General features: G+C 53.5%; 14 protein-coding genes, 6 tRNA genes and 1 other RNA gene. 6 read left to right on the top strand and 15 right to left on the bottom strand.

The features are described from left to right. Window positions 1-73: 73 nt before the first annotated feature. The gene (locus EM595_RS12825; RefSeq protein ID WP_067432691.1) at window positions 74-1,090 is read right to left on the bottom strand and encodes a bile acid:sodium symporter family protein; all 1,017 of its coding nucleotides are present in this window, start codon (window positions 1,088-1,090) and stop codon (window positions 74-76) included. Window positions 1,091-1,185: 95 nt separating this feature from the next. Between EM595_RS12825 and EM595_RS12820 the strand changes: the two genes are divergently transcribed. Next, window positions 1,186-2,106 carry a LysR family transcriptional regulator gene (locus tag EM595_RS12820; protein ID WP_067432688.1) on the top strand — a complete coding sequence of 307 codons (921 nt, stop codon included), beginning with the start codon at window positions 1,186-1,188 and terminating at the stop codon, window positions 2,104-2,106. Here EM595_RS12820 and EM595_RS12815 read toward each other — a convergent pair. From EM595_RS12815 to EM595_RS12790, 6 genes are all read right to left on the bottom strand, one after another. Next, on the bottom strand, window positions 2,103-2,444 hold the full coding sequence (locus EM595_RS12815; RefSeq protein WP_067432685.1) for a FlxA-like family protein: 342 nt from the start codon (window positions 2,442-2,444) through the stop codon (window positions 2,103-2,105). The two genes, EM595_RS12820 and EM595_RS12815, sit on opposite strands and share 4 nt — an antisense overlap. Before the next feature lie 226 nt (window positions 2,445-2,670). Beyond that, window positions 2,671-2,807, bottom strand: a non-coding RNA gene (locus EM595_RS12810) — RtT sRNA. A gap of 29 nt (window positions 2,808-2,836) precedes the next feature. Then, window positions 2,837-2,912 (bottom strand) — tRNA-Lys (locus tag EM595_RS12805). 4 nt (window positions 2,913-2,916) lie between these two features. Then, window positions 2,917-2,992, bottom strand: a tRNA-Val gene (locus EM595_RS12800). Window positions 2,993-3,024: 32 nt separating this feature from the next. Then, window positions 3,025-3,100 (bottom strand) — tRNA-Val (locus tag EM595_RS12795). A gap of 38 nt (window positions 3,101-3,138) precedes the next feature. Next, window positions 3,139-3,214: transfer RNA gene (locus EM595_RS12790), tRNA-Val, on the bottom strand. Between the two features lie 269 nt (window positions 3,215-3,483). Between EM595_RS12790 and gltX the strand changes: the two genes are divergently transcribed. Beyond that, on the top strand, window positions 3,484-4,899 hold the full coding sequence (gene gltX, locus EM595_RS12785; RefSeq protein ID WP_067432682.1) for a glutamate--tRNA ligase: 1,416 nt from the start codon (window positions 3,484-3,486) through the stop codon (window positions 4,897-4,899). A 41-nt stretch (window positions 4,900-4,940) separates the two neighbouring features. Here the strand turns inward: gltX and EM595_RS12780 are convergent, their stop codons facing one another. Both EM595_RS12780 and EM595_RS12775 read right to left on the bottom strand, forming a co-directional pair. Further along, window positions 4,941-5,297, bottom strand: coding sequence for a YfeC-like transcriptional regulator (locus EM595_RS12780; protein WP_067432679.1), 357 nt, complete (start codon window positions 5,295-5,297; stop codon window positions 4,941-4,943). Window positions 5,298-5,413: 116 nt separating this feature from the next. Continuing rightward, window positions 5,414-6,202 carry a formate/nitrite transporter family protein gene (locus EM595_RS12775; RefSeq protein WP_067432676.1) on the bottom strand — a complete coding sequence of 263 codons (789 nt, stop codon included), beginning with the start codon at window positions 6,200-6,202 and terminating at the stop codon, window positions 5,414-5,416. Window positions 6,203-6,604: 402 nt separating this feature from the next. On the opposite strand from EM595_RS12775, the gene EM595_RS12770 reads away from it, so the two are divergent. Then, window positions 6,605-6,680 (top strand) — tRNA-Ala (locus tag EM595_RS12770). A gap of 44 nt (window positions 6,681-6,724) precedes the next feature. Beyond that, a tRNA-Ala gene (locus EM595_RS12765) sits at window positions 6,725-6,800 on the top strand. 227 nt (window positions 6,801-7,027) lie between these two features. Here EM595_RS12765 and EM595_RS12760 read toward each other — a convergent pair. After that, window positions 7,028-8,218: a NupC/NupG family nucleoside CNT transporter gene (locus EM595_RS12760; RefSeq protein WP_067432672.1), complete on the bottom strand. Its 1,191-nt coding sequence runs from the start codon at window positions 8,216-8,218 to the stop codon at window positions 7,028-7,030. A 303-nt stretch (window positions 8,219-8,521) separates the two neighbouring features. On the opposite strand from EM595_RS12760, the gene EM595_RS12755 reads away from it, so the two are divergent. Next, the gene (locus EM595_RS12755; protein ID WP_071852519.1) at window positions 8,522-9,811 is read left to right on the top strand and encodes an Nramp family divalent metal transporter; all 1,290 of its coding nucleotides are present in this window, start codon (window positions 8,522-8,524) and stop codon (window positions 9,809-9,811) included. A 55-nt stretch (window positions 9,812-9,866) separates the two neighbouring features. Here the strand turns inward: EM595_RS12755 and EM595_RS12750 are convergent, their stop codons facing one another. The 3 genes from EM595_RS12750 to mgrA form a co-directional block, all read right to left on the bottom strand. Next, window positions 9,867-11,735: an acyltransferase family protein gene (locus EM595_RS12750; RefSeq protein ID WP_067432667.1), complete on the bottom strand. Its 1,869-nt coding sequence runs from the start codon at window positions 11,733-11,735 to the stop codon at window positions 9,867-9,869. A 489-nt stretch (window positions 11,736-12,224) separates the two neighbouring features. Then, a complete protein-coding gene (locus EM595_RS12745) occupies window positions 12,225-12,638 on the bottom strand; it encodes a DUF2502 domain-containing protein (RefSeq protein WP_067432664.1) in 414 nt (137 codons plus the stop codon). Between the two features lie 156 nt (window positions 12,639-12,794). Beyond that, the gene (gene mgrA / locus EM595_RS12740; protein WP_067432662.1) at window positions 12,795-13,784 is read right to left on the bottom strand and encodes an L-glyceraldehyde 3-phosphate reductase; all 990 of its coding nucleotides are present in this window, start codon (window positions 13,782-13,784) and stop codon (window positions 12,795-12,797) included. 362 nt (window positions 13,785-14,146) lie between these two features. Here mgrA and glk point away from each other — a divergent pair, with 362 nt between their 5' ends. Beyond that, the gene (gene glk, locus EM595_RS12735; protein WP_067432659.1) at window positions 14,147-15,112 is read left to right on the top strand and encodes a glucokinase; all 966 of its coding nucleotides are present in this window, start codon (window positions 14,147-14,149) and stop codon (window positions 15,110-15,112) included. 27 nt (window positions 15,113-15,139) lie between these two features. On the opposite strand, the gene EM595_RS12730 is transcribed toward glk, so the two are convergent. Continuing rightward, window positions 15,140-15,868, bottom strand: coding sequence for a LytR/AlgR family response regulator transcription factor (locus tag EM595_RS12730; RefSeq protein ID WP_067432656.1), 729 nt, complete (start codon window positions 15,866-15,868; stop codon window positions 15,140-15,142). A gap of 16 nt (window positions 15,869-15,884) precedes the next feature. Further along, a complete protein-coding gene (locus tag EM595_RS12725; RefSeq protein ID WP_067435452.1) occupies window positions 15,885-17,567 on the bottom strand; it encodes a sensor histidine kinase in 1,683 nt (560 codons plus the stop codon). Window positions 17,568-17,828 lie beyond the last annotated feature (261 nt).

The following is a 17,828-nucleotide window of genomic DNA, read 5'->3' as shown; positions in this document are numbered from 1 at the left end:
GATAGCAGAATTAGCATGGCATCAACCCATTAAAAAAGGCCCGCAAGCGGGCCTTTTTGTTATTTCACTACGCTTAACCGGCGGCTTTGGTCGATTTCACCGGCTTACTGATAGCCGCTGCAGCAGCGGCCTCATTTTTCTTTTTGTAGCGCTGTGCGATGAACGAGCAGACCATCAGCTGAACCTGATGAAAAATCATCAGCGGCAACACGATGATACCGACTGCCGCGACGGGAAACAGAATATTGGCCATCGGTACACCGTTCGCCAGGCTCTTCTTCGAGCCGCAAAACAGAATAGTAATCTCATCCGGGCGACTAAAGCCAAACAGGCGCGCCGCTGCCAGGTTAACCAGCAGCACTACAAACAGCAGCAGCAGGCTGCCAGCAACGATCCACAACAGCGTATCGACGCCAACCCGCGTCCAGATACCGTTCACTACCGCAGCACTAAACGCGGTGTACACCACCAGCAAAATAGAGGTTTGATCGGTTTTGCCAATCAGGCTCTTGTGGCGTTCCACCCAGCCGCCGATCCAGCGCCGCGCCAGATGGCCGAGCACAAACGGCACTAGCAGCTGCAGCATAATTTTGCCGATCTGTTCCAGCCCGCTGTTACCGGCAGCGCTGTGAATATTCATCACCAGATTAACCAGCAGCGGAGAAATAAAGACGCCTAACAGGCTCGACGCCGAGGCGCTGCACACCGCCGCCGCGACGTTACCGCCTGCCATCGAGGTAAAGGCGATAGCGGACTGCACGGTAGCAGGCAGAATGCACAGGTAGAGAAAGCCGGTGTAGATTTCTGCGCTGACATTAACCGGATGCCACCAAACCAGCAGCAGGCCAAGAATGGGAAACAGCACAAAGGTGCTGAACAGAATCCACAGGTGTAAACGCCAGTGGCTGCTGCCAGCGATAATCTTCTCTCGTGACAACTTTGCACCGTGCATGAAAAAGAGCAGGGCGATGGCCGCGGTGGTCAGCCATTCAAAAAACGGCACAAAACCGCCTTTCGCCGGCAGAAAAGTTGCCAGCAAAACCGTGATGATCAGTTTGATCATCATGGGATCGAGTCGAAAGATTCGCATTGTTAACGCCTTGTAAAGAAATGTTGGGTGCTATTGTGCGTCGCGCAGGTTTAGAAATAAAATTGATTTATTGAATCCATATATGAATAAAACAGATGAATTATACCTTACGGCAACTGCGTGTCTTTGTAATGGTGGCGCAGCAGGGAAGTTTTAGCCAGGCGGGGCAGCAAATTGGTCTTAGCCAGTCGGCGGTGAGTCACAGCATTAAGGAGCTCGAGGCGGAAATGGGCGTTCGTTTGCTCGATCGCACTACTCGCGAAGTGATTTTGACCGATGCAGGCCAGCAGCTCGCCAGCCGTCTGGATCGCTTACTGGAAGAGTTAACCACCACGCTGCTGGAAGTGCGCAGCTACGGTCAACAACGCAGTGGCACCGTGCGGGTAGCCGCCAGCCAAACCATCTCGGCACACCTGATGCCGCAGTGCCTGGCTGCGGCGCAGCTGCATTTTCCGGATATAAAAATCATGCTGCACGATCGACCACAGCAGTGGGTTCTGCAAGGCGTGCGCAATGCGGAGGTCGATTTTGGGATTGTGATCGGCCCGCTGCGTTCGGTCGATCTTGAACAGCAGGCGATTCTGGAAGAGCCTTTTTTGCTGCTGTGTCGCAAAGACGATCCGCTGGCGGCGGCAGAGCAGGTGAACTGGTCAATGTTGCATGGCCGTACCATGGTGCTACAGGATTACACCTCCGGCAGTCGGGTGCTGATCGATGAGGCGCTGCAGCAGCAGCAGATTGCGGTCAACGTGGTACAGGAGATTGGCCATCCGGTCACGCTCTACCCGATGGTCGATGCCGGCATTGGCATCAGCATTCTGCCCGCGCTGGCGCTGCCGTTGCCGGAAGGACGGCCGTTAATGGTCAGACGCATCACACCTGAGGTTAACCGCAAGCTGATGCTGATTCGACGAAAAAACCGATCGCTGTCGCCCGCCGCCGAAGCGATATGGCAGGAAGTGCGCCAGCAGGCTGCTCTGCTTTCGCAACAAAGGATGCTGGCGCCCGCCTTTTAAATATACACATCCAGCGAGTTAGTGTCGTTTGGACGATTGATACCGTCCGCCGGACGTTCGGCCAGCGGTGAACTCTCCTGCATGACCTGCTGCTTTTCCTCCTGCTGCTGTTGCAGCTGTTGAATTTGGGCCATCAGCAGTTGCACCTGCGCTTCCAGAAGCTGCTGCTGCTCCGCTTTCTGCTGTTTGTTCAGCTCGTCATTGCCCGACAAATCTTTAAGTTGCTGGGTAATTTTCTGAATCTGCTTGTTAAGGCTGTTGATTTGCGATGAAACATCGCTGCCGCCGTTGCCGGTGTCGCTGCCGATCATGCTGCTGACAGATGTAATACCAGACATAGAATCCTCCTTGCATGCAAAAGTGCGTAAAGGTTATCGGCCTGCTGGCGCATGACTTTAATCAGACAGGCGTTAATATTACCCAGGTAAACTGTTTTCAGGTTAAATCGATGGGCAAGCGATGCCTGAGCGATCAGCAAGGCGGCCAGTGAAGCGCAGGATTGAGGTGGTAACGGAAGGGCAGAGCAGAAAAGCAAAAAGGCGCCTTTAGGGCGCCTTTCTACATTGGTGGGTCGTGCAGGATATGCCTCGGCGCATCGTGCGCCTCGCCCTGCGGGTGATGCTGACGCATCAGCCAACATGGCTCCCGGCCATGTTGTCGAACCTGCTGCAGGTTCAAACCCTGCACGTGCAGAAAAGCAAAAAGGCGCCTTTAGGGCGCCTTTCTACATTGGTGGGTCGTGCAGGATTCGAACCTGCGACCAATTGATTAAAAGTCAACTGCTCTACCAACTGAGCTAACGACCCGAAATGGTGGGTGATGACGGGCTCGAACCGCCGACCCCCTCCGTGTAAAGGAGATGCTCTACCAACTGAGCTAATCACCCATTTCGTTACTACTGATAAAAGCGTCTGAGAGTGGTGGGTGATGACGGGCTCGAACCGCCGACCCCCTCCGTGTAAAGGAGATGCTCTACCAACTGAGCTAATCACCCAATCTCATTCTTTTATCCACTGCAGGCCATCTTTAGGATGGTGGGTGATGACGGGCTCGAACCGCCGACCCCCTCCGTGTAAAGGAGATGCTCTACCAACTGAGCTAATCACCCCCGCTGTGTGGAGTCGCATTATAGGGATAGTTCAAAGTGAGTCAACGGTTTTTAAAACGAAAATGTTCGTTCGTCTTAAAATTAGCCAGGCCGTTGCTGATTTAGTCAAAATTGCTGTTTTGAAGCCGGAATATGACCTGTCGATACGCTTATCCTCGGGGGAACGATTGAGGAATCAACGACAGATGATAGAATGTCGCCACTCTTTTTTTCAGCATGTCCCTGTTTTTTGCTTAAAGCAAAAACCGTGCGCAATAAGGCAACGCTCAATGAAAATCAAAACCCGTTTCGCACCCAGCCCGACCGGTTATCTGCATGTCGGCGGCGCGCGCACCGCGCTTTACTCCTGGCTTTATGCCCGTCATCTTGGCGGTGAGTTTGTGCTGCGTATTGAAGATACCGATCTTGAGCGCTCCACGCAGCCAGCTATCGACGCCATCATGGATGGCATGAACTGGCTGAATCTTGACTGGGACGAAGGTCCATATTTCCAGACCAAACGTTTTGACCGTTACAACGCCGTCATTGACGAGATGCTGGAAGCGGGTACGGCCTATAAATGCTACTGCTCGAAAGAACGTCTTGAGGCGCTGCGTGAAACGCAAATGGCCAATAATGAAAAGCCACGCTACGACGGGCGCTGCCGCGACAGCCATGAGCACCATGCCGATGATGAGCCTTGCGTTGTACGCTTCCGTAACCCGCAGGAAGGCTCGGTGATTTTTGATGACCAAATCCGCGGCCCGATTGAATTCAGCAATCAGGAGCTGGACGATCTGATCATTCGCCGTACCGACGGTGCGCCAACCTACAACTTTTGCGTAGTGGTTGACGACTGGGATATGGGCATTACCCACGTGATTCGCGGTGAAGATCACATCAACAATACGCCACGTCAGATCAACATTCTGAAAGCGATTGGCGCCGAGGTGCCGGTTTACGCCCACGTGTCGATGATTTTAGGCGATGACGGCAAGAAACTCTCCAAGCGTCATGGCGCGGTTGGCGTAATGCAGTATCGCGATGATGGCTATCTGCCGGAAGCGCTGCTCAACTATCTGGTGCGTCTGGGCTGGGCTCATGGCGATCAGGAGATCTTCAGCGTGGCCGAGATGACCGAGCTGTTTGACCTCTCGGCGGTGAGCAAATCAGCCAGCGCCTTTAACACCGAGAAGCTGCAATGGCTTAACCATCATTACATCACCACGCTGCCGCCGGAATATGTCGCTACGCATCTGCAATGGCACATCGAGCAGGAAAATATTGATACCCGCACCGGTCCTCAGCTTTCTCAGCTGGTGCAGCTGCTTGGCGAGCGTTGTAAAACGCTGAAAGAGATGGCTGCGTCATGCCGCTACTTCTATGAAGAGTTCGAGCAGTTCGATGCCGACGCGGCGAAGAAACACCTGCGTCCGGTAGCGCGCCAGCCGCTGGAAGTGGTACGCGATAAGCTGCAGGCCATCAGCGACTGGACGGCGGAAAATGTGCATCAGGCGATTCAGGCAACCGCCGATGAGCTGGAAGTGGGCATGGGTAAAGTCGGTATGCCGTTACGCGTGGCGGTAACAGGTGCCGGTCAGTCGCCGGGGCTGGATGTGACGGTTCATGCCATTGGACAGTCGCGTGCTATCGCGCGTATTGAGAAAGCGCTGGCGTTTATCGCCGAGCGTGAAGCACAGGCATAAGGCTCGCGCGCTCCGGAATGCATCGTCGCTTCCGGGGCGCATTATTCGCTATCGCTAATCCCCAGCCGCACCAACACACCTTTTACCCCTTCGCGTAACAACAGCGCCGTAAGCTGCGCCTGTTCATCATTGCTCATCTGCTGAATCGAATTTAATAACAGGGTTGGCAGGCTGTGCTGAGTAATCTGATAAGAGCCGGGCGTTTCCGCCGCGTGGCGAGTCGATCGCAGAAAGGATTTAACTTGATCGTTAATCAATATGACGCGCGCCTTACCGCCTTGTACGCCAGGCTTGGGTGCGGTGGTCCAGTTTTCGCGCTTGATCCACTTATTGATGGTCTGGCGGCTGTAACCTGTTGCTTTCGCAAGTTCTTCCGGGGTTAACCAATCCTTTTTCATGCTGCTTTCCCTGCCACGGTCTGTTAGGAGACCATATTACAATAATTTGTCACAGGTGAAAGTAACAGGAACAGTTAATTGCCCTCCGCAACTAATGCAGAAGGCAAACTTAACAATTATCGGGTAGCTGAGGCGCTTTCCACCGCCGGACGATAGGCGAGGAAGTAGGCGAGACCGACAAATACCGCACCGCCAACGCCATTGCCGAGGAACACGGCAATAAAGTTCGGTACGTAATCAGCCCAGGTAAGCTGACCGGCAAAAATAGCCGCCGGAATGATAAACATGTTGGCTACCACGTGCTGGAAACCGATAGCAACAAAGGCCATGACCGGGAACCACATGCCAAAAATTTTGCCAACCACATCTTTGCTGGCGAAAGCCAGCCAGACCGCCAGACAGACCAGCCAGTTACAGCCGATGCCGGAGATAAAGGCGTGCAGGAAATCAGCGTGAATTTTGGCGTTGGCGATGGCCACGGTTTTCTTCAGGTAATCCCCTTCGGTCATGCCCAACATATGACCAAAGAACCAGGCGATCGCAATACTGCCGAGGAAGTTGGCAAGGGTTACCCAAAACCAGTTGCGCAGCAGGCTGAACGCGCTGATCTGACGAGCGAACCAGGCCACCGGCATGGTCATCATATTACCGGTCAGCAATTCGCCGCCGGCCAGCACGGTCAGGATCAGGCCCACCGGGAATACCGCAGCGCCAAGGAAACCGCCAAACGAGCCCCAGTCAGCCGGTAACTGATTGATGACGTGCAGGTCGAGCAGGAAGCCGGTAGCAATAAAAGCGCCCGCTAAAAAGCCTAAAATCAGCAGGGTGGAAATCGGCAGACGGCTTTTCGCCACGCCGGCCTGAATAGCCAGGGCAGCGATCTCTTTTGGTGTATGCAAGGACATAATATCTCTGGAGTTGTTTAAGGAAATAAATCGCGAACAAAATGCCCGCGTGCCCAGCGCTGGTGCGGCTTGGGCTAATAGTTAGCGTGCGAAGTTTTACACGCGAGGTTAACAAAAACAAGAGAATTCTTATAACGCTATTAACCCGTAATTAACATAAAAAGGGCGTCAGCGGGACGGATAAAAAAGGAAACAGGCCGCTGGATAAAATTATCCACACACTCTCACTATTTCGCCCGGCGCCTCAGCAGAAAATTCTGTCCAGATGCTGCGGGTTTACCATCGCTATGCAACAGATTGCCGCCTTTTTCAGCGATCAAACGCAGAAACAGAATTTGGCGTTGACACTCCGGGGCCCGTTTCATATTATGCCGTCCGTCGATACGACACCGTTTTTCAAACGGGGCTATAGCTCAGCTGGGAGAGCGCCTGCATGGCATGCAGGAGGTCAGCGGTTCGATCCCGCTTAGCTCCACCAAACTTCTTCCCAAAAGTTTGGCTTGAAAAAAGGGTTCCAGATGTGGGGGTATAGCTCAGCTGGGAGAGCGCTTGCATGGCATGCAAGAGGTCAGCGGTTCGATCCCGCTTATCTCCACCAATCATCTCTGATTACCTTTCTTTTGTGATATCCAAAATGTTCACTGTTTCTCGCTACGCGGCTTAACCTGCGTCGGCGGCTTTACGCTATGGTGTTTTGCCGGTTATTGCGCGCAGAACGGCTGAGGCGGCGTCAGTGTGCTGGCTGGAGGAAAGTCGAGATGGAGAGGAAATGCAGAAGAGAGCAGGGCAGAGGAATAATGGGCGAGACCAGCTCGCCCGTGATAATCAGAACGCCAGCACCAGGCCAGCAATGGCCGCAGAGAGCACGCTCACCAGCGTTGAGCCGTAGAGCAGCTTCAGGCCAAAGCGTGACACCACGTTGCCCTGTTCTTCATGCAGGCCTTTAATCGCACCGGCAACAATACCGATGGAAGAGAAGTTAGCAAAAGAGACCAGGAACACCGACAGGATGCCTTCACCGCGCGGCGACAGCTGACCGGCAATTTTCTGCAGATCCATCATCGCCACAAACTCATTCGACACCAGTTTGGTTGCCATAATACTGCCAACCTGCAACGCTTCGTTAGCCGGTACGCCCATTACCCAGGCAAACGGGTAGAAAACGTAGCCCAGCACGCCCTGGAAGCTGATACCAAAAATGGTATCAAACAGCGCGTTAACCGCTGAAATCAGCGCGATAAAGCCGATCAACATGGCGGCAACGATGATCGCCACCTTAAAGCCTGCCAGAATATATTCGCCCAGCATCTCAAAGAAGCTCTGACCTTTATGCAAATCGTTCAGCTGCAGGTCTTCTTCATTCTCAATGCGGTAAGGGTTAATCAGCGACAGCACGATAAAGGTACTGAACATGTTCAGCACCAGCGCGGCCACGACATATTTTGGCTGCAGCATGGTCATGTAGGCGCCAACGATGGACATGGAGACGGTCGACATCGCCGTGGCCGCCATGGTGTACATACGACGCTGCGACATTTTGCCGAGGATATCTTTATAGGCGATAAAGTTTTCTGACTGTCCCAGAATCAGCGAACTGACCGCGTTAAACGACTCCAGCTTGCCCATACCGTTAACTTTCGACAGCACGGTACCGATCGCCCGAATAACAATGGGCAGGATGCGGAAATGCTGCAGAATGCCGATCAGCGCAGAGATAAAGACGATAGGGCAGAGTACATTCAGGAAGAAGAATGCGAGGCCTTTATCGCTCATGTTGCCAAACACAAAGTTAGTTCCCTGCGCAGCATATTTGAGCAGATGGTCAAACAACCCGGCAAAGCCTTTCACAAAGCCAAGACCCGCTTCCGAGTTAAGGAAGAACCAGGCCAGTAAGATTTCAATCACCAACAGCTGAATAATGTAACGCACGCGGATGCTCTTCCGATCGTGGCTCACCAACAGGGCGAGCACGGTCACGACCACCAGCGCTAACAGGAATTGTAAAACGTGGGACATATGTGCTCCAAATATGAGGCAGGCTATATTTCGTTGCGTATTCTATGTAACGGCGTTCATAAAAACGAGATCTACTCCGCATTATAATAATTACCTATCTTGCTGTTTTCCGGAACAGGCGCAGCGGTCACAGAATGTCTGCACAAAAAAACCGCACAAAGATTGTTAATTTTTTGAGCATATCCTACCCTTAGGGGGTTGCTCAGGCATAATCGATCCAGTAATGTGGCCTATGGTATAGCCAAGGCTATACTTCATAGCAATGACTATCACAATAATTAGCACCACCGTTTAGACCTTTTAATGGCGACGCCCCATTCTGAATGCGGGCACAAGAAGACAGGGCAGAATACTATGCTGGAAAGTCGTACTGCGCAGCGAGCCGCGCGTGGGGCCAGAAAAATCAAACTTGCGCTGCTTGGACCGGCCTTTATTGCCGCGATCGGTTATATCGATCCCGGTAATTTCGCCACCAATATCCAGGCAGGCGCTTCCTATGGCTATCAACTGCTGTGGGTCGTGGTGTGGGCTAACGTCATGGCGATGCTGATTCAGCTGATGTCGGCCAAACTCGGCATCGCCACCGGTAAAAACCTGGCGGAGCACATTCGCGATCGCTTTCCGCGTCCGGCGGTCTGGTTCTATTGGGTGCAGGCGGAAATCATCGCCATGGCCACCGATCTGGCGGAGTTTATCGGCGCCGCCATCGGTTTCAAGCTGCTGTTGGGCATCTCGCTGTTGCAGGGCGCGGTGCTGACCGGTATTGCCACCTTCCTGATTTTGATGTTGCAGAGCCGCGGGCAGAAGCCGCTGGAGCTGGTCATCGGTGGCCTGCTGCTGTTTGTTGCCGCCGCCTATATCGTCGAGTTGTTTTTCTCCCAGCCTAAAATGAAAGAGTTGGTGATCGGCATGGCGATACCAACGCTGTCGGGTACCAATGCGGTATTCCTCGCGGCGGGCGTGCTGGGGGCCACCATCATGCCGCACGTCATTTACCTGCACTCCGCCCTGACGCAGGTGAATCGCGGCGGCTCGCGCAGCGATCGTTATTCATCGACCAAGCTGGATGTGGCCATTGCCATGACCATTGCCGGCTTTGTTAATCTGGCGATGATGGCGACCGCTGCGGCAGCTTTTCACTTCAGCGGCCACACCGGCATTGCCGACCTCGATCAGGCTTATTTGACGCTGGAACCGTTGCTGGGCCATATGGCCGCTACGGTGTTTGGGCTCAGCCTGGTGGCCGCGGGCCTTTCGTCGACGGTGGTGGGAACGCTGGCAGGGCAGGTGGTGATGCAGGGGTTTATCCGCTTTCACATCCCGCTGTGGGTCAGAAGGCTGGTCACCATGCTGCCTTCCTTTATCGTGATTCTGGCTGGCTGGGATCCGACGCGCATCCTGGTGATGAGCCAGGTGCTGTTGAGTTTTGGTATCGCGCTGGCGCTGATCCCGCTGCTGACTTTTACCGGTAATCGTGAGCTGATGGGGGATTTAACCAATACCCGGCTGATGCAAAATGCGGGCAGGCTGATTGTGGTGCTGGTGATTGCGTTGAATCTTTATCTGCTGGTGGGGCAAGCGTTGGGGTTATGACGATGCACTGCGTAAGACAATAAAGCGGAAGAGCCTGGCTCTTCCGCTTTTTTTATTACAGCGAGGAGCGATTCTGCGCCATCGCCTGCTGCGGCTGGCTGATCGCCACACCCTGCTGTTTGGCAATGGTCTGCGACAGATAGCCTGCCACGTAATTTGCCGACTGCATGCTCAGGTGGTTGTTATCAAATAACAACGGCTTACCGTTTACTAACATGCTGCACTTGCCCTCTTTGCACAGCACAGAAGAGGGCATAAAGCGCACCACGTTATCGTCAATGTACTTATCGATGTTGGCGAAGGCCGGATTACTGAATGAGAATTCAGGATCGCGACCCCGCGCCAGCGTACTCGGCACATCGACACCCGGCGTTGGCACCGGCCCCATAATAATCACCTTCTTGCCGCTGGCGATTAACGCTTCGGCAGTGCGGTTGAGATTATCGTAAAACGTGGTGGGATAGGCTTCATAGCGCGCGGCCAGTACAACCACATTGATCGCTTTATCCGCCTTCAGGAAGTCGAGCGCACGCTGATTATGGGCAATACAATCCGGACGAACATCGAGCTGAAAGCCCAACGCCGGTGGGCAGGCAGAATAGGTAATCTCATACAGCGAGACGTTATTGTTGCCCAGTGCACGTGAGATCTCTACGCCATGACTGTCACCCCAGACGGCGACGGTAGGCTTTGCCGCACCAAAATGACAATATTTAGCGGTATCCGGCACGCCTTCACCAAAATGGCAGCTGCTACGCGCGGGGCTGATGTCCTGATGGGCAGAAATGAAGCTCAGCGTTTGCGCATCAAAGCGCTCCGGCCAGCTGCCTTTGCTCCAGGTTGCAGCGCTGGCAGCAACCAGGATAGCCAGACCACAGGCGCTGACTTTATACAGGCGCTTCGCCGGGAATGCGGCACGATGGCGGAAAGGCCTTTCAATAAAGCGCCATGACAGCGTGGCGATCACCAGCGATACGGCAACCACTAACCAACGTCCGCCGTCATCAAGTAGCAGATTCCAGTTGCGGAAGAAGACGATCAGCGGCCAGTGCCAGAGATAAAGCGAATAGGAGATCAGGCCGATAAAGACCACTGGTTTCAGCGACAGCAGTTTGCCAACCAGCGTTTTCTCCGCGGCGTAGATGATCAGTACGCTACCCAGCACCGGCAGCGCGGCGGCATAGCCTGGAAAAATAGTGCTGGCATCGAACAGAAACACGCTGCTAACAATGGCGAGCAGACCCGCCAGCGCAAAGCCTTCATTCAGCAAGGCGCTTTTCGCTTTAGGTACGCGATTCAGCGCCAGCAGGGAACCTGCCATTAATTCCCAGGTGCGCGACGGCAACAGGTAAAAAGCCGCTGAGGGTTTTGGCTCGGTAAGAAAAATACTTAACAAAAAAGAAGCGGCAAAAATGACCAGCAAAAACAGGTCGGGCTTTTTCTTCAGCGTGCTGATGATAAAGAACAGCAGGATAGGCGCGAAAATATAGAACTGCTCTTCCACGCCAAGCGACCACGTATGCAGTAACGGACGCTCTTCGGCATCGCTGGAGAAATAGCCTGATTTGCGCCAGCTGACAATATTGGACACAAACAGCAGCGCACCGGCGATCTCTTTAGGCAGGAAGCTGTAATCATCCGGTAGCAGGGCAAACGGCGACACCACCAACACAAACAGAATCACCGCAAACAGGGCAGGAAATATTCGGCGAATACGGCGCTCGTAGAAATCGAGAATGCTGTAGGTGTTGTTGCGGATATCTTTCAACAAAATAGAGGTAATCAAAAAGCCGCTAATGACGAAAAAGACATCAACGCCGACGTAGCCACCAGAAAAAGTGGTGAAGCCGGCATGAAAAAGTAAAACGGGCACGATAGCTAGCGCGCGCAGGCCGTCAATATCTGAACGATATTTAATGTCCACGGTAACTCCTGTGAAAATATTAACAATATGCGTGGCCGGAATATAACATGTGGCTAAATAGCCCGCCCCATATTCAAATTGTCTTATGCTTTTTTCAAGCGGGTTTCTGAATTTGTCGTTAGGATTATTTTATTTATCTTTTTGATTGTAAAAGATTATTTGTTTTTATTGGTTTTTTTACGAATGATCGGAAATATTAGTTTTAAGATTTATCCTTGCCAGAGAGCAAGTATTGATTATTTTTATAGCTGAGTGGTTTTTATGTAAAGTCGGAAGTTTCCTGGTGTGTGAGTTTTAATAATATGTCTGTGAAGGCAAGTGTGAAGGGGAAATAAGCAATCTTTATGGAAGTAATACGACAAAGTGATGAAGCTGACGTGAAGATAACGGCGTGCATTCAGAAAATAACATTGGAAGCAGAAAAGACGGGTAACTGGAATGCTAACGCCCTGCCTGCCATGTGAAAGCAAAGGCAGGGCATCAGATTAATTAACGACGACGATCCCAGTCAGGCGGACCGCGGCGATCGTGGTGACGATCGTCACGCCAGCCATCACGATCGCGATCGCGGCCCCGGTGATGCCAGCCTGGCGGCGGCGGTCCCCGGAAATCATAACGATCCCGTTCCCAGGCGCGTCGGCGATGTTCCCGCTCCCACGCCTGTTGACGGCGCCATTCATCCTGGCGCCACCAGCGATGGTTATCGTAACGATAACGGTCATTCCACCACCGACCGTCGCGCCAGCGACCGCCATCCCAGTAATGACCGCGGTTATCACGGTCGCCGAGGCGCAGGCTGACGCCCGGCGCCAGATCGATGGTTGCACTGTTGGCTTCTGCTGTGTGAATAGCCAAAGGCGATAACGCTGCCAGCAAAGCGGCAAAAAGTAATGCTCGTTTCATATTATCTCCTTGTCGGCAGCTGATTGCTCCGCCGTGAAGTCACTTTATGGTGAAATCCGTTTTTGCACAGCGCTGTCTGTCTGAAACAGCGTTGAAACGTCCGAATTGAGATAATTCTGGCACGACCGATTGCCCGCTGATAGCGTCAGCCTGCGCTTATTTCAGCGCTTCCTCAATACGCTGCAGCTCCTCCTCGCTAAAGTGCTGATTGGTCAGCATATCAACCGCATCATCAATTTGTGCGGTCTTGCTGGCGCCAATCAGTACCGAGGTCACCTGCTGATGACGCAGCACCCAAGCCAGCGCCATCTGCGCCAGCTTTTGCCCACGCTCGACGGCAATCGCCTGCAAACGCTCTACCTTCGCCATCTTCTCTGCGGTGAGCTGATCGCTGTTCAAAAAGCGGCTGCCGCTGGCGGCACGGGAATCATCCGGCACACCCTGCAAATAGCGATCGGTAAGCACACCGCCCGCCAGCGGGGAAAAGGCGATAGTGCCCACACCCTGTTCGCCCAGCACATTGAGCAGGCCCTGTTCCGGTGTGCGTTCAAACAGTGAATAGCGCGGCTGGTGGATCAGGCAGGGCGTGCCTAAATCACGCAGGATAGCGATCGCTTCAGCAGCGCGATCCGCAGGATAGTTGGAGATCGCGGCATAGAGCGCTTTGCCCTGGCGCACCACGTGATCCAGTGCGCGCATGGTCTCTTCCAGCGGCGTTTCCGGATCGGGGCGATGGTGATAAAAAATATCCACGTACTCGAGGCCCATGCGCTTCAGGCTCTGATCGAGGCTGGAAATCAAATATTTACGTGATCCCCAGTCGCCATAAGGGCCGTCCCACATGGTGTAGCCAGCTTTGGTTGAGATCACTAATTCATCGCGGTAGGCGTGAAAATCTTCCCGCATGATGCGGCCAAAATTCTCTTCAGCTGAGCCCGGCGGTGGGCCGTAATTATTGGCCAGATCGAAATGGGTGATACCGCGATCAAAAGCGTGACGCAGCAGCGCCCGGCTGTTGTCGACGCGCGTGCTGTCGCCGAAGTTATGCCACAGGCCGAGCGAGATCGCCGGTAGCTTCAGACCGCTGCGACCACAGCGGCGATATTCCATTGTTTCATAGCGTGATTCATGAGGATGATAAGGCATGGCAGCTTCCCGTCAGTGGCACAATAATGAAAAAAACAGCGTAGTGTATACGTTTACACTACTCCACTTTTCGGCACGGATCGCAACTTCCAAAATTAAGGTTCTGTGCCAGACTTGCTATAGCGCCCTGGCTTATCGGCCATGCCCGAACAGCAAAGCGCGTTTTCGCGCAAGAAAAGTCTGCTCTGAAGCCATTCTGAGTGCAGTTTCGGAAAGTTGCCGCTGGCGAGCAGAGGCCGGGCAGGGTAGGCTGCTTTTTTTATCCGACGCGCTCACCTTTCGTACCGGTGAGCGTTGTTGTTTTAAGGAGGGAAATTTATAGTGTCCCTCAACCGAATTGACGCAAGCGGAGCAGTAGAAGAATGACAAAATTTGCCCTGGTCGGCGATGTGGGTGGAACCAATGCGCGCCTTGCCCTGTGCGAGGTGGAAACTGGCACGATTTCCCATATTGAGACATTTTCAACATCAGACTATGCCAGCCTCGAAGCGGTCATTCGCTACTATCTGGAAAGCCAGAAGCAGGATGTGATCGATGGCTGTATCGCCATTGCCTGCCCAATCACTGAAGATTGGGTTGAGATGACCAACCATGACTGGGCGTTTTCTACCAGCAAAATGAAAGCCAACCTTGGCTTCGAGCATCTGGAAATCATCAATGATTTCACCGCCGTATCGATGGCGATTCCGATGCTGGCCGACAGCGATGTGATTCAGTTTGGCGGTAACGCGGCGGTTGCGGACAAACCTATCGCCGTTTACGGTGCCGGTACCGGTTTAGGCGTGGCGCATCTGGTTCACGTGGATAAGCGCTGGGTCAGCTTGCCAGGCGAAGGCGGCCATGTCGATTTCGCACCAAACAGCGAAGAAGAAGATCAGATCCTGCGTATTCTGCGCGGCGAAATGGGCCATGTGTCGGCCGAGCGCGTGCTCTCCGGTGCGGGTCTGGTCAATCTGTATCGCGCAGTGGTTAAAGCGGACAAGCGCGAGCCGGAAAACCTGAAGCCGAAAGATGTTTCAACGCGGGCGCTGGATGACAGCTGCATCGACTGCCGTCGCGCGCTGTCGCTGTTTTGCGTAATCATGGGCCGTTTTGGCGGCAACCTGGCGCTGACGCTGGGCACCTTCGGTGGCGTGTACATTGCGGGTGGCATCGTGCCGCGCTTCCTGGAGTTCTTCAAAGCGTCGGGATTCCGCGCGGCGTTTGAAGACAAAGGGCGCTTCAAAGATTATGTGACCAATATTCCGGTTTATATGATCACCCACGATCAGCCGGGCCTGCTCGGCGCCGGTGCGCATCTGCGTCAGACGCTGGGTCGCATTCTCTGATCGACGGCGGGGCGGCGACGCCCCGCGCTACAGCCGCATCAGCTGGCGAAACGCTTTGACTTTGCCGCGGCTGACCGGCACCTGAAACGGCAGGTCGTGCAGCTTCAGAATGTAGGTATTGTTAAACCAGGGTTCGATCTCGCGAATCTTGGTTAAATTAACGCAGTAGGAGCGGTGGCAGCGGAAAAAATGGTTTTCCGGCAGCTTACTGCAGAACGCCGTGATGTTCATCGACATCACATATTCCTCTTTGCGGGTATAAACGAACGTCAGCTTCTCGTGCGCTTCGATATAGTAAATATCGTCGATATCGGTGACGATAATCCGCTCATCTTTCGCTAAATTTACTGTTTGCGGCACCGAAGGCGCTCCGCTGTTACTGCCCAACTGCTGCTGTTGCCAGCTCGCTTCCAGTTTATGCAGCATCGTGACAATCCGCGCCTCATGATAAGGCTTCAGGATGTAGTCAAACGCCTCCAGTTCAAACGCCTCGACCGCATGCTCTTTCCACGCCGTGATAAACACAATCAACGGCTTGTGCGCAAACTGGTTGACGCTTTGCGCCAGCAGCACGCCATCCATCGACGGAATATTGATGTCGAGAAAAATCAAATCCACGCGATGATGGTGCAGATAGCGCAACACCTCCATGCCATCGTCAAAACGCGCAACCACGTCGATATTGCTGTGCTGCTCAATCAGCCAGCTAAGCTCCTGCTGGGCCAGAAATTCATCTTCAACAATAATGGCTTTCAACGTCGTCGGTTCCGTTTCAGTTATTCAGGAAAAAGTTATGTTCCGGCAGCAGCTGGCCATTTTTCGACAGCGTAAAGGCGATCTCCGTGCCGGGATTCAGACGACTGATCTCCAAGCCTGCACCATACAGCAGCCTGACGCGATGATGTACATTGAGCAGGCCAATCTTGTTGCCCGGCATCTCATTATTTGCCACGCGGGCGATCACGTCATCGCTGATGCCGTTGCCGGTATCGCGCACCGCAACGCGCACGCGATTGCCCAGATCGTGCACCATGATGGTTACCACGCCTTTGCCGCGGCAGGGTTGAATGCCGTGCACAATGGCATTTTCCACCAGCGGCTGAATCAGCAGGCTGGGAATGGTGCAGCTGACTTCTTCATCTATGTCATAAATTACGCTGAGCTTGTCACCAAATCGCGCCTGCTCAATGGCGATATAATCCTTGATTTGCCACAGCTCTTTTTTGATATCGATGCTTTCATCATCATTTAATTCAAGGTTATAGCGCAGGTAACGCGATAAGTTGATGATCAGCTGGCGCGCGGTATCGGGATTCAGTCGCACCGACACGGAAATCGCATTCAGCGCGTTAAACAGGAAGTGTGGATTGATTTTGCTCTGTAACGCCCGCAGTTCGGCCTTGTTCGCCATCTCACGCAGCTGCTCCGCGCGCGACACTTCAAGCTGGGTGGAAATCAGCTGCGACAGCCCTACCGCCATCTCTTTCAGCGTCCAGGTAATGCGATGCGCGTGACGATAATAAATTTTCAGCGTGCCGGTGACTTCCCCTTTTTCCCACAGCGGAATCACAATCATTGAATGAATATCCGGCGTGCGGTGCGCCTCATCGTTGTTTTTAATAATGATTTTTCCGCTGCCGATCGCCTGCGCGGTGGTCGGGCTGATGCCTTCGTCGCCATCGTGATAGTTTTGTTCGCCATAGCCGACGTAAGCAAGAATCTGGTGCGTGTTGGTGATCGCCACCGCATCGGCGTTGATGTCGTGGCGAATAATGTCACACACTTTACGCAGCGATTCGCTGTTGATCTGCCGAAACAACGGCAGCGTTTTATTGGCAATCTCCAGCGCCAGCTTGGCCTGACGGGCGGCAATGGCTTCTTTTTCGCCCTCAACGCTCTGCACCAGCAGCACGATCAGGCCAATACTGGAAGCGCCAAGGATCATCGGCAGCGCAATGTCAGAGACGATCTCCAGCCCCAGCGACCGCGGTTTTGCCCACAGCACAATCAGCAGCATGGTCAGCGATTCACACAGCATGCCGCCGACAATGCCCACGCTCCAGCGCTGATTTTTAGGGATTTTAAGGTGGATCCAGCCCGAAACCAGGCCAGCAATAATGCTGGTGATCAGGCAGGGAATCGACGTGACGCCATCGATATCGATCAGATAGCGATGCAGCCCGGCGATGACGCCGGTAGTGATGCCGACCCACGGGCCAAACAGGATGCCGCCGGACATGACGGCGATAACCCGAACGTTAAGCAGCGAGCCATCAACGTTAATGCCGGACCAGGTGCTGAACAGCGCGAACAGCGAGAAAATGGCAGTGACCGCCATTTTTTCCTGGCGCGAATGCCCCTCTTTTTGCAGCAGCTGACGAAACTGGCGCGTGCGCGTCATAAAAAACAGGCAGATCAGCATCAGCGCGGCGCGGTCTAACACCGCCAATAACATTTCAAAGTGGGTTTGCACAAAGATTCCGGCATAGAGAAGCGTAAGGACCATGATAAAAAATGCACGCGCCGGGCGCCAGCGCACAGTGGCAGCGAATGCAGTTTCCACGCGCCATATCAATCCGGAGGCGGTTTCATCTCTTCAATAAGAGGAAATCCTGGCGAGAAAAAGGGGATTAAGTGGAATGACTTGCTTTGATTACAACATACATACAATGTCGGCATCGGCATCGGTCATTCAGTGCACACAGCATCAGCATGA

It is taken from the genome of Duffyella gerundensis (genome assembly GCF_001517405.1).
Lineage (GTDB): Bacteria > Pseudomonadota > Gammaproteobacteria > Enterobacterales > Enterobacteriaceae > Duffyella > Duffyella gerundensis.
The sequence above is the reverse complement of the archived record's forward strand: the minus strand, read 5'-3'. Positions and strand labels throughout refer to the sequence as shown.